The organism is Furfurilactobacillus sp. W61-4 (assembly GCF_057545565.1).
Genome location: NZ_BAAJNZ010000006.1, coordinates 29,411 through 44,026, shown reverse-complemented (window position 1 = coordinate 44,026; position 14,616 = coordinate 29,411). Strand labels below are relative to the sequence as shown.

Sequence of the window (14,616 nt, the reverse complement as noted above, 5' to 3'; positions counted from 1 at the left end):
GGTCGGTTAGAACAAGGGCCAAGCTCAGTAGATTCGCAAAAAAGTGTCAACACGACTGACCGTGTTGACACTTCCATAGTTGGTGCTATATCTAATCGGGACAACAAGATTTGAACTTGCGACCCCTGCGTCCCGAACGCAGTGCTCTACCAAGCTGAGCTATATCCCGAAAAAGGAAGACCGCCACCAGTTATTGGTGGCGGTCGCCAATGATGCACCCAGTAGGAGTCGAACCTACAACCTTCTGATTCGTAGTCAGACACTCTATCCAGTTGCGCTATGGGTGCATTCTCATAACAGACGTTACGAAAAGCGGAAGACGGGATTCGAACCCGCGACCCCCACCATGGCAAGGTGATGTTCTACCACTGAACTACTTCCGCATATTACTGGTACAATGCCGACTAGAGGATTCGAACCTCCGACCCCCGCTTTACTAGAGCGGTGCTCTGACCAGCTGAGCTAAGTCGGCAAACGATGCGGATGAAGGGACTCGAACCCCCATGTCAAAAGACACTAGAACCTAAATCTAGCGCGTCTGCCAGTTCCGCCACATCCGCAGCATCTGATTCCGTTCCCTCATCAGACAACTATTAGATAGTATCATTTACGGTCAAAAACTGTCAACATGATTTCAGGGATTTTCTCGAAAAATGTGCGGAATTATGCTCGATGTACCAAATAATCAGAGCAAAACAAGCTGGGATGATGTCGAGCACTAGCTGAGGCTGACCGGTTGGCATTCCTTGCCAAGTAGACAGGCGTGACCAAAGGTAGAAAAAAGGTGTTGCGACCAGCAAGACAATCTTGGTCGTAACACCTTAGAGACTATAACAAATAATCTAGCCTCGAATAGCACCGTTACTTAGCGTGGGCATTTTCTTTGGTAATCTTCTTTACGCCGTGCATGTACGGCACGAGAACTTCTGGAATTGTGACAGAACCGTCCGCATTTTGATAGTTTTCCAAAATGGCCGCGACGGTCCGACCAACAGCTAAACCAGAACCGTTTAACGTATGAACTAAGTGAACCTTGCCATCTTCGTCACGGTACCGAATTTGAGCCCGCCGAGCTTGAAAGTCCTCACAGTTAGAACAGCTGGAAATTTCTCGATAGGTTTCCTGATGTGGAATCCACACTTCTAGATCGTGCGTTTCAGCTGCAGTAAAGCTCATATCCCCAGTTGCCAACGTAATCACATGGTAGGCTAAGCCCAATTTCTGCAAGATGTTTTCAGCGTTAGCAGTCATCTTTTCTAATTCATCATAAGAGCTTTCTGGCTTAACGTATTTAACCATCTCGACCTTATTGAATTGATGCATGCGGATTAGTCCGCGCGTATCACGACCAGCCGACCCAGCCTCAGAACGAAAACTTGGTGTTAACGCCGTTAAATAGACCGGTAATTTTGCAGCAGGCAAAACCTCATCACGGTAGTAGTTCGTCAAAGGAACCTCCGCTGTCGGAATCAAGGTCAAATCTTCGTCTTGGAGTTGATAGACATCTTCTTTAAACTTAGGAAACTGCCCTGTACCGTACATCGATGCGCTGTTAACCATGTACGGTGGGATGACTTCTTCATAGCCCTCTTCGGCATGCTGATCCAGCATGAAATTATAAATGGCGCGTTCTAACTTTGCACCCATCCCCATGTAATATACAAAGCGAGCTCCTGAAACCTTACCGGCCCGTTCAAAGTCTAGAATACCAAGATCCTCACCGATTTCCCAGTGCGCTTTAGGTTGAAAGTCAAAATGTGGCAAGGTGCCTACCTTGCGTTCTTCCCGCGAGTAGTTCTCATCCGGACCAATTGGATCGGTATCGTGTGGGAAATTGGGCAATCGCGACATTTTATCATTAAATTCAGTCAAAACGTCATCTAATTTGTTATCTAACGCTTTAATGCGACTACCAACTTCACGCATTTGTGCAATAGCATCATCTGCATTCTCATGATTGCGCTTGGCAATGCTGATTTGATCACTCGCCTGATTTCGCTCGGCCTTTAACTGTTCCGTTTGTTGTAACAATTCGCGTCGTTGCTCGTCTAAAGCCAACACATCATCAATTTGTTCCGGTGCCACCGCTCGCGTAGCTAATCTTTCTTTTGCCTCTGCTGGATTATTACGAATTCGTTTAATATCTAACATCGCTGATAACCTCCATAAATTATGTTTTATGCATCAAAAAACGCCATTCGTCCCCAAAAAATTGGGACGAATGGCGTTAATTCGCGGTACCACCCAAGTTCATCGAAATCGATGCGCTCGAACAAGATAACGACTTTCGCCGTGTGGCATTACCCACCCACTTTATCCGTTGCTGGAAAGACTGCTAATCGGTTTGCACCACCACCGACTCTCTGAACAAGCATTGTCATAACAACTGTGTTTTAGTCATTGTTTAGTTAATTGTTACTGCTAGTGTAAGCTAAAACCTTCCCCAGTGCAAGACGCCAGCTCTAACAGGCGTGAACGACTGGACCTTAACACCAGCCATTTTCGCTCAACCAGTTGGCAATCAGTGACCATCCGGAATCAATTAACGTCGGTCGCCAAGTGCGGTCGGTGGTTGCAGATTAAGCGCTCGGCAGTTATTATGCCGTCGCCAATTGCAACTGAGCCAACTTAGTGTCAATTTGTTGTAGCACAGCATGAGCAGCGTTAGGATCCTCAACAAAATCGAATTGATCACCGTCAATTTTCATCTTTGGTCCATGATTGTATTGTTCATACCAAGCAGTATAACGATGGTTGAGTTCTTGATAATATTCATACAACGATGGGTCATTATCAATTTGCTCGTAAGCTCGTCCCCGTTTTTGAATTCGGTCGAGCATGGTGTCAAAGGAAATATCGATATGAATAAGCAGGTCAGGATTCTTGGCATGCGTTGCATCGGGCAATTCTTGCATCATATTCTGCAATAAAGAATCGTAAATGTTGACTTCAGTACCCGTTGACCGACCCAAATCAGCATTTAGATGAAACAACAATGAATCTTCATAAATGGAGCGATCCATCACACTATTATCGTCAGCAAAAGACGCTTTGATCGCATCTAACCGTTTATTCAAGAAATAGATTTGAAGTAAAAAAGCATACTTCTTCGGATCTTGATAAAACAATGGCAAAATCGGGTTATCTTCCACGGACTCGTAATAAGCCTGCGTATGAAGATGATTTGCCAATAAATCCGTTAAACTCGTCTTACCCGCGCCGATCGTACCTGCTAAAACAATCATGTATAATCTCCCCTAAACTTCATTGTTACCACGCTACGTGGTTAATCACCACACATTGTGAGCGCCATTTGACCACCAATATATTGTAGCACGTCTCTTTTTTGCCGCCACATCTTGTAGCTTACAAGTGTAAAAGTAATCTATTTGTCATTTAACCCTAGTTCAAGTCAAAAAAGTTTGAGACAAAAGCCAGCGTTCACTTTCAACCTACATTGTTAACATGTGGGCCATAAGTCAAGTGACGCCACGTAAAAAGCGAATTTCAACTAATGAATAAACCATCCATCATTCGAAATTCGCCCTTCATACGCTTCACTAGCCGACTTATTGCCGCTTTACTCTAAAAATGATCTAATCAATCGCTCGTCTCTGAGGCAACCACTGAGCCTTTAGGATCATGAGCAGATGCTGATGTCTGTGCAACATTTTGTTGTTCAGCCTCATTGGCAGCTGCGTCATAACTTTCACCAACTGTTCGTGGCGTTAAATCAACTTGATCTAACGGAATCACGTGCGTGTGATGGCGCAGCTTATAGTACAACCACAAGATTAAGAATAATGGCACACTCATATAGGTAATTAAAATAGCTTGGAAATCGAGCTGCGCAAAAGATTTTAAATCTTGACCCACAATTACCACGATCCCTAAGACTAGTGCCAAAACAGGCCCAAATGGGAACCACTTTGCATGGTAACGAAGCTCGGACACTTGATGACCTTGCCTAATGAAAGCCCGTCGGAACCGATAGTGGCTAATGGCAATCCCTAGCCACGCGATGAACCCTGTCAATCCAGAAGCGGCCACTAGGTACATATAAATCTTTGGGCCAAAAATACTTGTTAGAAACGTTAACAGCCCAACAATGGTCGTTCCGATCAAAGACGCCATTGGAATTCCACGTTTGTTGGTACGCCCAAAGAAATCTGGCGCATACCCTTCATTAGCTAACGAATAAAGCATCCGCGTTGACGCGTACATGCCTGAATTGGCTGAAGAGATGACCGAGGTTAAAATAACCGCATTCATGACACTGGCCGCAGCAGCCAACCCAGCCCGACGAAAGACTAATGTAAAGGGACTAATGGCGATATCTGAAGCACTTGAGCCCAGTAAATCTTTACTGGTATATGGAATAATACATGCAATGACAAAGATCGCTAAAATATAGAATAATAAAATTCGCCAAAAGACCTGTCGAATGGCCTTAGGAATACTCTTTTCAGGTGTGGCACTTTCACCAGCTTCAATCCCGATCAATTCTGTCCCTTGGAATGAGAAACCAGCGACGACAAACACGGATAACAAGGCCGGCATACCACCGACAAACGGTGCCTTGTGGTAAGTCAAATTGCTAAAACCAGTCGCATGTCCACCCATGATACCAAAAATGGTCAGCGTCCCAACACCCAAGAAGACTAACACAGTGACCACTTTAATAATGGACATCCAGTATTCAGTCTCCCCAAAAGAACGGACCGATAGTGCGTTAATCGTAAAGATTAAGACTAAGGCAATTAGACTAAAGATCCAAGCAGGGACATTAGGTAACCAAAATTGCATCACCAACGCGGCTGTGGCCACATCAACGGCTAACGTAATCGCCCAGTTAAACCAGTAGTTCCAGCCCATGGCAAACCCTAATGCTGGATCGACAAATTTTGTCGAATAGGCGGCAAATGATCCGGTTAATGGCATGTAAGTCGCCATTTCGCCAAGACTCGTCATTAAGAAAAAGACCATGATACCAATCGCAATGTAGGCTACCAGTGCCCCACCAGGACCTGCAGCGGAAATAGCGGATCCTGAGGCCACAAATAGTCCAGTTCCGATACTACCGCCTAACGCAATCATCGAAAGATGTCGCGTCTTCAGTTCACGCTTTACCGCGCGATTTTCGTTTTCTGCCATATCGAGTTCCTCCCATTCATTAAAGAGAAGCACTTGATGTAATCTGAATAAACAAAAGGTCGGTCTGCTTGAAAGTGTTTTCACACGCCAAACAAACCGACCACAACATTCATCCTGGTCAATCGTTGATAGCGCCCCGCAGCGTTTTTATTTGCTGCGACAGTCCGTCAGCTGTTAACCAACGGCCCAACCAAGTCTTGAAACAGCAAGCCTTAATTTCGGCGACGCACCCTTTTGCCAAGTGTCAACGAGTCTGTCTACTCTCAACCTGGTGACTAATGATTGTCGCAACCTCTTCATTCGATATGTTCTGAGTATAGGAAGATGTTTAATAAAATGCAACCTTTATTTTCATTTCGTTTTAATGAAAGCGAATTCATTAGCCGACAGCCTGATTTAATGGTTGTTACTTGGCTCATCGTGTAACAGATTGCGCAGTTTGCGAATAAAAAAAGCATAATTGTCTGTACTTTCATTCCAATCAACCGTCGGAATGATTTCAGATTGAAGAATTCGCACCAACATTTGATGGACCGAAACTTGTTCTAAAACCGCACGATACTGACGATCAGCCATGGAAAATAAATCACTAAGCACCTGGGAACCCCGATTTGCCAATGGCTCAACATCGTTAAACACACGGTCAATCAAGCCACTATTTGGAAACGAAGCAAAATCTCCCTCAACGGCGATGGCCGCATCCCAAACGGAAATTTGCCGAGGATTTCGGCCGATACTAAAGCCGCCCTGATTTCCAGAAACAGAGCGGACTAAACCAGCAACGACTAATTTGCGCATGATTTTTCGCATATAAGTCTGTGAGCCGCCTAAACGTGTGTGAATAACTTCAGATGTGATGGGTGCTGAAGCATCTTGCGTGGCCAACAGTGCCAAAATACAAGCTGCCTGTTCTACACCTTTAGTTAATTGCATAATTTCCCCTCCATTTGGTTAACCAGTACCAACCAGTGTCCAGAGAAAAAAGTATTCACGAATCTCCCTTGGGGTTAGCCCGATAAAAATCAGTCGCATTCAAATGATAGAAACACTCTTGTTTTCCAGGCGCGAAAAAATCATGTTCACGATGTTGTAATTGATGATCAAAAACAAACCCCATCTTTTTGAAAATATGCGCTGAGCGCTGGTTATCCTCGAAATAAGAACCCCAAATTTGCGTCAGCCCCCGCTGGAAAGCCTCGTTCAGTACAGCAACAACCGCCTCACTCATGTAACCATGCCCCCACTCAGACTCATTTAACATATAGCCTAAATCGCGCTGATCATGAAGTAATCGGCCCTCATCGTTTGTCTTGCCATAAAGTCCGACTGTCCCAATAAATTGGTTCGTTGACTTTACCACAATCCCCCATAGCCAACGCTGATGAAGTGTTTGACGAATTAAAAAATGGCCCTCAAAGGAATTCTTAACCGGTTGAAAGCCAGCTGGCAAAGCAACGTTGGGATTGCTAACGATCGCTAAAAAGGCTTCGTAGTCTGCTTCAGTTACGGCCCGCAGTCGTAACCGATCTGTTTCAATTGTCACAATCTTCGACCTACCTCCGTCAATTAACTTCGTTTCAGTTCATAAAGCGAGTCACTCAGTTGTACAATTAACTCAATTGACTATTATGACAACTGAGGTGCGTTTCATGAAAACAATTCATCAATCATTAAATGACCGAGCTTACTTTCACGGTTTTCTTCACGATCGTCCCGGACCAGCGGGACAACAATATTTTCCAACCATTGTGATCGTGCCAGGTGGCTCATTTACCCATATTCCTGAACCTCAGGCAGAGCAAGTGGCACTAGCCTTCTTCGCGCGTGGTTTCAACGCCGTTTATCTCCGCTATTCATTCATCAGCGAGATATCACCAATTTTACCCAGACCGCTCATTGAATTAGGCCAAACAATGGTTTTACTCAAAGACCATTCTGACTGGCCGGTTGATGCAAATCAAGTCTTGATTTTGGGAATGTCCGCCGGTGGTCTCGTGACTGCTCTTTACAACGACTATTGGTCATCAAGTTGGCTCACAAATACCGTTGGTGCGACTGCAAGTCAACTTGAACCACGAGCCACCATTCTTTGCTACCCGGTGATTGATGTACAACTTGGCTTTCCGACAACAGCAACCACCCGCGCCACCTGGACCAATGATCGCCAACGTGATGCTGCTGAACAACACATCACGGCAGCCAATAAACCGACCTTTATTTGGGCCACCGCCGAAGATCAAGCCGTGCCGATCACCAATAGCCTCGCCTACGCCACGGCGTTGTATGAACACCAGATTCCATTAGAGTCGCACATTTTCAATCACGGCCCCCATGGCCTAGCCCTAGCTGATCGGACGACAGCGTGGAAACCGGGAACCGATTTACCTCATGTCGCCCACTGGTTTGAATTAGCATTAGAATGGATCACGGATCTCTTAACGGATGACTAAAAATGAGAATTCAATTAAGGTGACTTGTGAAGGTTTCACACGAGGTAAATTGACGCCTTTTCTGGTTGTTTCATTTATGAAAATAATTAGTAGAAAATTAATGTTGAAAACAGTAGCCATTTTCATTTGAACCGTGTAGAATGCTTTTTCGTGGTCACGTATTTGACCTTTTCATCAGGCAGTAGCCAGCCAATGAAAAGTGTAACTGATGAGGAGTTACCCACCCATAATATGGCTACTGTCATGATTCTTCGTGAATCAACCTGGCCGTTTTAACGGTACATTGTCCCGCGGAATTGTTTAACACAATTCCTGAAAGGAGCGAGTCTCATGACATCATCCACTTTGAACGTTACCTTACATTTTGCCGAAATGACAGACTTACCTGCCATTCAAGAAATCATTAACGATGCCCGTGATTTTTTAGCGGATCAAAAGATTGATCAATGGCAAAATGGTTATCCCGAACCAGATGTGATTGCCAACGATATCAAACGTGGCGAAACCGTCGCCTTGAAAGATGATGAGGGCACCGTTTTAGCCATCGCCTCTTTAGTTAAAGGTTTAGATCAACCCTACGAGGCCATTGTCGATGGTGATTGGCGTGTTAAAGGAACGACCAATAATTATGTCTCTATCCACCGCGTTGCCATGGCGAAAGCCTCTCGTGGTCATCACTTAACCCATGATTTCTTTGACCTCATGAAAGAACAGATTGCGTCTGATCCAGATATTGAGAGCATTCGCATTGATACCCATCCAGAAAATTTTGGCATGCAACACGTAATCGAAACCAATGGCTTTGATTACATTGGCTTAGTCCCCGTCGTTGGTGGACGGCCAGATGAAACTAATGTCGCGTATGACTTAGTGTTAGAGCGTGATTAATTGTCTAACAACGCAAGCTAGTCTAAAAAAAGTCCTTTCCGAAAAAATTGGAAAGGACTTTTTGTATAACTATTTGCTGGTCACCGACCTACTGCTTTAGGCTAATGCGCCCATTGGATCCCATGGTGCCAATAATTCGGGTGTTTGTGCTTGTGCCTTCTGTAAAGTTTCAGGCATAAAGGTCTTGTTGACCACAACTTGGTAACAATAAGCATCCATCCACGCGTCACTCATCACGAAGTAACCCTTCTCGCCGACTTTATCGCCCCAAGAGTTTTCAACCTTCCACTTAGTTGGTTTACCATCCACCAAGTCAACACCGGTTAGAACCATGGCATGAGTCATCAAACTCTCACCATAGTCCAATCGTTCAGCCTTCGTCATGGCAAAGTCAACATCAAACAATTCGTCTTTGGCATACACTTGGAGATCCATGATCCCTGCTTTACGATCAGAACTTTGCCCAACGTCACAACCAAACCATACGCTTTGTCCCGCTTCCAGTTGTGAAATCGCCATTTGCTTAAAGTCAGCCATATCCACGTTTAAATGCTTAACTTGTCGACCATTAACCACATTACCGAGCATTTCAACGGTGTAAGTCTTGTTGTAAGCTTTGTCATCGGTTGGCGCGTTGATCACTGAAACATATTGTGACAAATCCCAATTAACATATTTGTCGTAAAAAGCTTTAGGTGTTAATCCTTGATCAATATGATAAGTCTTATCCTGATCACGATACTCAAAATCAAACTTCTGCGCTGGTTCACCTAAAGCATAAGCCAAAATACGGTAAACCTCTTGTAGTTTACGATCTTTAATTTCGTCAATTTCTGCCTGTGTTGCATGGTTAGCCACCAACTCACGTAAGGCGATCGCATCTTTACGCAACTTTTTGTTCAGCAGCGCATTTAAATCAGATGATGAAGATGAATTGAACGTCTCTGGCATCACTGACTTCGGCACAACGCCATACTTTTCAATCACGGCGCAAATCATGTCCCACTGACCACCATCTTGCTGTGGGGTTGCCATCAAGAAGGCTACTTTACGATCATCCAACGGTTGATCCGCCGTCGCTAAGACATTTTCGTAAAAATAGTTTGCTTTTTCGAACTTGTCCCAGAAATTGGTGTAATTTTGAGACAACTCAAAATCACCAGGTAAATTAAAAGTGTCCTTCATTGAGTGACGCATTGTATTTAAAGCGGCGAACATCCAACAACGACCGCTTTGCTTCTGGTTAGCCACATGACCCGTGTCTAAATCGATGGAGAAGACTGGCGTCATATCAACATTTGCCACATTATCTTGGGCCGTGGCCAAGATACCATTGTGTTTGATCGAACGTTCAATCACCGCGGCATCTTTACGATCTGCTAACTCTTCTTGATACCGCCGAATTTGATCAGCTGTAATTTCACTACTCAAAACCCTCACACTCCTTTTTCGTATTGGAATTAGTATACGACATTAGAAGTCGCTTAGAAAGCGAATCAGTTCCTAATCTCGCCGCAAATGTTTCTTTCTTCCTTTTTAAGTTAGCCTTATGCTGATCTTCTTATGCTTATTAAGAATCAAAATCATGTTACATGAATGGAGCGATGCTCATGTTAAAAGATTCAGCCAACCTGATTGCTGCCAAAGTAGTCAGCGCCCATTGTCCGCTCATCATTGCTGAGACAGAAACCGGGCAACGTTTTCCACTACACCTGACCCGTCAGCAAAAACGAGATCCCTTATTTTGGGCAACGATGTTAGACATTTTGCGCGCCGAAATCTGGTTACCGATTACCAAACGTTACCACGAGGTCATCGATAGTGGCTGGTTGCTCCCCGCTCAACCAGTCACTGCAGTCGCATCCGCAGAGATTTTCGACTACAATAAGCGTTAAGAAAGCTTACCTTTGGGAGGGGACAACCATGCAACAGCGCGCACGCGGCTTAATTATTGAAGATGATCATTCAGTTTCAGATGGCATTAAGGAATTGCTGGTCGACCTATTAGATTGTGATCAGGCTTTTGATGGCGAAGAAGGCGAATTTATGGCCACTCAGGGGATTTATGATTTAATTATCCTCGATTGGATGTTACCGTCTGAAAGTGGCTTAGATGTCTTAAAGGCCATCCGTACTCAACATTTAGATGTCCCTGTTTTGTTTTTGACGGCCAAAGATGGCCTTGATGACAAGATACGTGGATTTAATTTAGGGGCTGACGATTATTTAACGAAGCCTTTTCATCGCGAGGAATTAATGTTGCGTGTTCGAGCATTAATTAAGCGTACTGGCCACTTTCTCAACGAAAATGTTCTCCGGATGGGCGACATTGAGGTTAACTTACAAAACCATGCGGTTACGATTCAAGAACAATCAGTTCAGCTAAATGGTAAAGAATTTGACCTCTTGGTCTACTTCATTCAAAATCAGGGCACCATTGTGACGAAGGATCAAATCTTCGATCGACTTTGGGGATTTGATTCCGAGACTTCGATCACGGTAGTCGAAGTTTACGTTTCCAATCTCCGGAAGAAATTAAAACCATTCGGTGCTGATCAATACATCAAAACATTGCGCAATGCCGGTTATTTGGTAGGAGTAGAGTCGTGAATAAAAAACAAGCAACGCATGCCTTTGGTCGGCAACAGTGGTGGCTATTCCTAAGCGAATTAATCAGCTTTGCGTTAATCTTTCTATCACTGGGCACGATTCTTTGGCGAGTCTTTCAGCCTTCCATTTACCAAGGTGTTGACCGCGGGATTCGGGTTCAACGTCAACTGCTATTAAACAAACCAGTGACCGGTGGTGCTCCGAGCCAAGATGCCTTTCGTGCGATCGCTTTTCGAACCTCGATTCTCGTCTTTGATCGTAAAGGAAAATTACTGAATGGTGCCGTCAATACGCCAGCGACACGTCAGCAGACCAGTCCCAATGCTAAGAGCGATTCCAGTGATGCCAACAGCTCCACTCCCAATGGTCAGGACAACTATACGGCTGTTTTACAACAATTGAAGTTAAATAAAGGACATCTCAATGAATTACACGATGTCCGGATCAATCAGCAAAATAATTTTCGCACGCTAACTTTTTATGTTCCCAAAACAAATTCGAACCTCGCTTACGCCGGCGACTACCTCATGATTGTCACCAATACTGATTCTGAAAAGGCTTCCATTGAGGTCTTCAAACGTGTCCTGACGTGGTCGATGCTTATTTTTTGGGTCATTTCGATCTTGCTTAGTTACGTACTCGCCCGTTTAAATATGCGACCAATTTTGCGCTCGTGGCAGCTTCAACGCGAGTTCGTTGCCAACGCGGCACACGAGCTGCGGACGCCACTAACGGTCATTCAAAACAAATTGGAATTAATGCTAACCCACCCCAATGATAAAATCATGGATCAAACTGAGCAAATCACCCTTTCCTTGTCTGAAGTCCGCCGGTTAAATTCCTTAACCAGTGATTTGTTGTTACTTGCTCGATCAGATTCAAATATGACGCAGATTCGAACAGAAACCGTTTCAATGAAAGCCTTCTTAACTGAAGTTAGTCAACCCTATTCTGAAATTGCTGCTAGTCAAGATAAGCAATTCACCGAACAAATTGATCTTGATCGGCGTCTAACGATTGACAAACAACGTATTCACCAATTAATCGTCATTTTTTTGGATAATGCGCTGAAGTATACTGAGCCAGGTGACACGGTAACCTTAATGGCTCGTGTCGTGGGCACACGTTGGGAGTTACAGATTAAGGATACTGGTATTGGCATTGCCGATAGCGACAAGCCACACGTCTTCGATCGATTCTATCGCGTTGACAAATCTCGTAGCCGGGCCACCGGTGGCAACGGCTTAGGTTTATCAATTGCGAAATGGATCGCCGATAGCCATCGGGGTCGGATTAGCATTACGGACAATGTTCCCCATGGCACAATCTTCACGATTAGCTTTCCCCTCACCCATCCCAAAAGTTGAAATTTAATTTCAATCGAAAAGACCTCGTTTTCATCATAAATGGTGAAAACGAGGTCTTTTGCTTTTTAAAAATGAATCTTTATTTGCACGGTCAGTCATTCACTGGCCTAAAATCTCTTTATTAACAATGCGCAACTCATTATCAAACGTATAGTGAATTGGTTGACCGTTAGGCACCTCTACTTGGCTAATTGCCTCATCACTAATCTGTTCTAAATCCTTGATCAAGGCCCGTAAGGAACTTCCATGTGCCACAATGAGCTGATTATGACCATCAAGCAATTTAGGCGCAATTTCATCAATCCAATAAGGCTGTAAGCGAGCTAACGTCATGGCCAAACTCTCACCTCGTGTCAAGATAGACGCTGGGAACATTGCATAACGACGATCTTGTTCGTGGTCTGGATAGTCTAACAGCGGTGGTACCACGTCGAAACTGCGTCGCCATTTTGCAACTTGTTGTTTGCCATAAACTTGACGTGTCCAGTCTTTATTTTGGCCTCGTAATGCGCCATAGTGACGTTCATTAAGGCGCCAAGTTTTATGCTCGGGTAACCAGAGCTGATGACATTCTTCCAAAACCAAATGGGTTGTTTCAATCGCTCGTTGTAACAAAGAAGTATGCACATCCGTAAACAAAATTCCTGTACCAGCCACCAGCTTCCCAGCCAGACGCCCTTGTTCCCGGCCGCGCTCCGTTAACGGCACATCGGACCAGCCGGTGTAAATATTGTCCCGGTTAGCGGTACTTTCACCATGGCGTAAGATAACTAACTCACTCATCATCATAATCTTCTCTCTATGTTAATGCTTACTCTACCAAGAATATCGTAACATGTGGAAAATTTGTTGCAAACAAAAGCCGCAGGATGAAACTAGGTAAAGTGTTGCCCAACAGTGATCTGGTGAACTAAACGTCGGTATAGCTGGACAAAACAAAAAGACCGTATCCACATTGGACCGGTCTTTGGTAATGATTAATTTGAATTAGAAGTGAATGTAACCAGCGGCTTCGCTAACAGAAATTGTCCGCGCATGGTATGACATGCCATTGAAGTTACCTTCGATAATGTTAACTGTACCGTCACCGTTAACACCAGTAACGTAAGCGACGTGCATGTAACCAAAGTAAGCAACTGAACCGGCTACTGGGTTATGGTCAACAGCTACGCCACGGGCAGCAGCGTTGGCACCCCAAGCATCCCCGTTTCCAAGGTATGTCCATTCAGAAGCAGGTACACCAGATGCCTGTAAAATGCCTGCGACAAATGCAGTACATTGACCAGCTGGGTAACCTTGCACGCCACTAAAGAAACCAGCTTGGCCAGCTGCGGCGGCGTTGCCGTAAACAGCTGCTGGGGCAGTTGGATTAGTCGTTGGCGTTGTAGGTGCAGCATTGCTAGTCGCAGGGGCTGGCTGTGCTTGGCTAGCTTGTGAAGCAGGTGCTTGACTAGCAACTGATGCTGGTGCCTGGCTAGCTGCTTCAGAAGATGCAGGAGCTTGACTAGCTTGTGACACAGGCGCTTCACTTGTTGCTGCACTAGCAGTGCCCTTAGTGTGAATTGTCTGACCAACTAATAAGAAGTTCTGATTGCTAATGTTACTGTAGGCAGCAAGATCAGCAATCGAAACACCAGTCTTTGCACTGATGGCTGACAAAGTGTCACCGGCTTGAACTGTGTAGTCACCATTAGCATCAACCGTAGTTGTCGCTGCAGAAGCTTCGCTGACCGTTGAGGTCGCTGCTGCATCTGAAGCAGGCGCTGTAGACGCAGCTGCATCACTGGTTGAAGCTGCATCATTGGCGTCAGGAATAACCAATGATTGACCAACATAAATCAAGTTGGCGTTTGAAAGGTGGTTCGCCTTAACAATAGCATCGACAGTGGTGTGGTTCTTTTGAGCAAAGTTCCAAACCGTGTCACCTTTGATTGTTTTGATCGTTGAGGCATTTGCGGCGGAAACCCCAGCAAGCACGCTGGCAGCACCGGCAGTAGTTAGTAAAGCAGTTTTAATTGATTTTTTCACGTTAGTCACTCCTAGTCAATTCATCCCGTGTAACAGGTCGTATGTAACACTCACTGGTGAACATATTAAGCCATTCGTATGACAGGGCCATAGCAGCCATATAACACTTTGTTACGAAC

The 14,616-nt window shown here is 44.8% G+C and carries 13 protein-coding genes, 5 tRNA genes and 1 riboswitch; of the genes, 5 read left to right on the top strand and 13 right to left on the bottom strand.

The genetic code is table 11. The features are described from left to right. Nucleotides 1-95: 95 nt before the first annotated feature. The 10 genes from AC27FN_RS08320 to AC27FN_RS08275 form a co-directional block, all read right to left on the bottom strand. A tRNA-Pro gene (locus tag AC27FN_RS08320) sits at nucleotides 96-169 on the bottom strand. 44 nt (nucleotides 170-213) lie between these two features. Continuing rightward, nucleotides 214-287 (bottom strand) — tRNA-Arg (locus tag AC27FN_RS08315). Nucleotides 288-311: 24 nt separating this feature from the next. Continuing rightward, nucleotides 312-383, bottom strand: a tRNA-Gly gene (locus AC27FN_RS08310). 15 nt (nucleotides 384-398) lie between these two features. Next, nucleotides 399-472: transfer RNA gene (locus AC27FN_RS08305), tRNA-Thr, on the bottom strand. A 6-nt stretch (nucleotides 473-478) separates the two neighbouring features. Further along, nucleotides 479-560, bottom strand: a tRNA-Leu gene (locus AC27FN_RS08300). A 301-nt stretch (nucleotides 561-861) separates the two neighbouring features. Next, nucleotides 862-2,151 carry a serine--tRNA ligase gene (gene serS, locus AC27FN_RS08295; RefSeq protein WP_487167537.1) on the bottom strand — a complete coding sequence of 430 codons (1,290 nt, stop codon included), beginning with the start codon at nucleotides 2,149-2,151 and terminating at the stop codon, nucleotides 862-864. 446 nt (nucleotides 2,152-2,597) lie between these two features. After that, complete coding sequence (locus AC27FN_RS08290) at nucleotides 2,598-3,245, bottom strand: deoxynucleoside kinase (RefSeq protein ID WP_487167536.1); 648 nt, start codon at nucleotides 3,243-3,245, stop codon at nucleotides 2,598-2,600. A gap of 355 nt (nucleotides 3,246-3,600) precedes the next feature. Then, complete coding sequence (locus tag AC27FN_RS08285; protein WP_487167535.1) at nucleotides 3,601-5,154, bottom strand: amino acid permease; 1,554 nt, start codon at nucleotides 5,152-5,154, stop codon at nucleotides 3,601-3,603. Between the two features lie 120 nt (nucleotides 5,155-5,274). Beyond that, a riboswitch (Lysine riboswitch) is annotated at nucleotides 5,275-5,459 on the bottom strand. A gap of 91 nt (nucleotides 5,460-5,550) precedes the next feature. After that, on the bottom strand, nucleotides 5,551-6,087 hold the full coding sequence (locus tag AC27FN_RS08280; protein ID WP_487167534.1) for an Rrf2 family transcriptional regulator: 537 nt from the start codon (nucleotides 6,085-6,087) through the stop codon (nucleotides 5,551-5,553). Nucleotides 6,088-6,142: 55 nt separating this feature from the next. Further along, a complete protein-coding gene (locus AC27FN_RS08275; RefSeq protein WP_487167533.1) occupies nucleotides 6,143-6,697 on the bottom strand; it encodes a GNAT family N-acetyltransferase in 555 nt (184 codons plus the stop codon). A gap of 106 nt (nucleotides 6,698-6,803) precedes the next feature. Here AC27FN_RS08275 and AC27FN_RS08270 point away from each other — a divergent pair, with 106 nt between their 5' ends. Both AC27FN_RS08270 and AC27FN_RS08265 read left to right on the top strand, forming a co-directional pair. Then, nucleotides 6,804-7,604, top strand: a complete 801-nt coding sequence (locus AC27FN_RS08270; protein ID WP_487167532.1) for a lp_1002 family arylesterase — start codon at nucleotides 6,804-6,806, stop codon at nucleotides 7,602-7,604. Between the two features lie 330 nt (nucleotides 7,605-7,934). Continuing rightward, a complete protein-coding gene (locus tag AC27FN_RS08265; protein WP_487167531.1) occupies nucleotides 7,935-8,492 on the top strand; it encodes a GNAT family N-acetyltransferase in 558 nt (185 codons plus the stop codon). Nucleotides 8,493-8,588: 96 nt separating this feature from the next. On the opposite strand, the gene AC27FN_RS08260 is transcribed toward AC27FN_RS08265, so the two are convergent. Next, complete coding sequence (locus tag AC27FN_RS08260) at nucleotides 8,589-9,923, bottom strand: C1 family peptidase (RefSeq protein WP_487167530.1); 1,335 nt, start codon at nucleotides 9,921-9,923, stop codon at nucleotides 8,589-8,591. 179 nt (nucleotides 9,924-10,102) lie between these two features. Between AC27FN_RS08260 and AC27FN_RS08255 the strand changes: the two genes are divergently transcribed. The 3 genes from AC27FN_RS08255 to AC27FN_RS08245 are packed head-to-tail and all read left to right on the top strand — an operon-like array spanning nucleotide 10,103 to nucleotide 12,469. Then, nucleotides 10,103-10,387, top strand: a complete 285-nt coding sequence (locus AC27FN_RS08255) for a hypothetical protein (protein WP_487167529.1) — start codon at nucleotides 10,103-10,105, stop codon at nucleotides 10,385-10,387. 28 nt (nucleotides 10,388-10,415) lie between these two features. Next, the gene (locus AC27FN_RS08250) at nucleotides 10,416-11,102 is read left to right on the top strand and encodes a response regulator transcription factor (protein ID WP_487167528.1); all 687 of its coding nucleotides are present in this window, start codon (nucleotides 10,416-10,418) and stop codon (nucleotides 11,100-11,102) included. Continuing rightward, nucleotides 11,099-12,469 (top strand): sensor histidine kinase, encoded by a 1,371-nt coding sequence (locus AC27FN_RS08245; protein WP_487167527.1) that lies wholly within the window; start codon nucleotides 11,099-11,101, stop codon nucleotides 12,467-12,469. Before AC27FN_RS08250 ends, AC27FN_RS08245 begins: the two co-directional genes overlap by 4 nt. 99 nt (nucleotides 12,470-12,568) lie before the next feature. Here the strand turns inward: AC27FN_RS08245 and AC27FN_RS08240 are convergent, their stop codons facing one another. Both AC27FN_RS08240 and AC27FN_RS08235 read right to left on the bottom strand, forming a co-directional pair. Continuing rightward, nucleotides 12,569-13,252, bottom strand: coding sequence for a 2,3-bisphosphoglycerate-dependent phosphoglycerate mutase (locus AC27FN_RS08240; RefSeq protein WP_487167526.1), 684 nt, complete (start codon nucleotides 13,250-13,252; stop codon nucleotides 12,569-12,571). Between the two features lie 204 nt (nucleotides 13,253-13,456). After that, nucleotides 13,457-14,497, bottom strand: coding sequence for a LysM peptidoglycan-binding domain-containing protein (locus tag AC27FN_RS08235; RefSeq protein WP_487167525.1), 1,041 nt, complete (start codon nucleotides 14,495-14,497; stop codon nucleotides 13,457-13,459). Nucleotides 14,498-14,616 lie beyond the last annotated feature (119 nt).

Excerpts from the sequence above, each read along its gene's own strand:
- AC27FN_RS08280 (WP_487167534.1), bottom strand. The coding sequence starts at position 6,087 with ATGCAATTAACTAAAGGTGTAGAACAGGCAGCTTGTATTTTGGCACTG.
- AC27FN_RS08250 (WP_487167528.1), top strand. The coding sequence starts at position 10,416 with ATGCAACAGCGCGCACGCGGCTTAATTATTGAAGATGATCATTCAGTT.
- AC27FN_RS08240 (WP_487167526.1), bottom strand. The coding sequence starts at position 13,252 with ATGAGTGAGTTAGTTATCTTACGCCATGGTGAAAGTACCGCTAACCGG.
- AC27FN_RS08285 (WP_487167535.1), bottom strand. The coding sequence starts at position 5,154 with ATGGCAGAAAACGAAAATCGCGCGGTAAAGCGTGAACTGAAGACGCGA.
- AC27FN_RS08255 (WP_487167529.1), top strand. The coding sequence starts at position 10,103 with ATGTTAAAAGATTCAGCCAACCTGATTGCTGCCAAAGTAGTCAGCGCC.
- AC27FN_RS08265 (WP_487167531.1), top strand. The coding sequence starts at position 7,935 with ATGACATCATCCACTTTGAACGTTACCTTACATTTTGCCGAAATGACA.
- AC27FN_RS08290 (WP_487167536.1), bottom strand. The coding sequence starts at position 3,245 with ATGATTGTTTTAGCAGGTACGATCGGCGCGGGTAAGACGAGTTTAACG.
- AC27FN_RS08270 (WP_487167532.1), top strand. The coding sequence starts at position 6,804 with ATGAAAACAATTCATCAATCATTAAATGACCGAGCTTACTTTCACGGT.
- serS (WP_487167537.1), bottom strand. The coding sequence starts at position 2,151 with ATGTTAGATATTAAACGAATTCGTAATAATCCAGCAGAGGCAAAAGAA.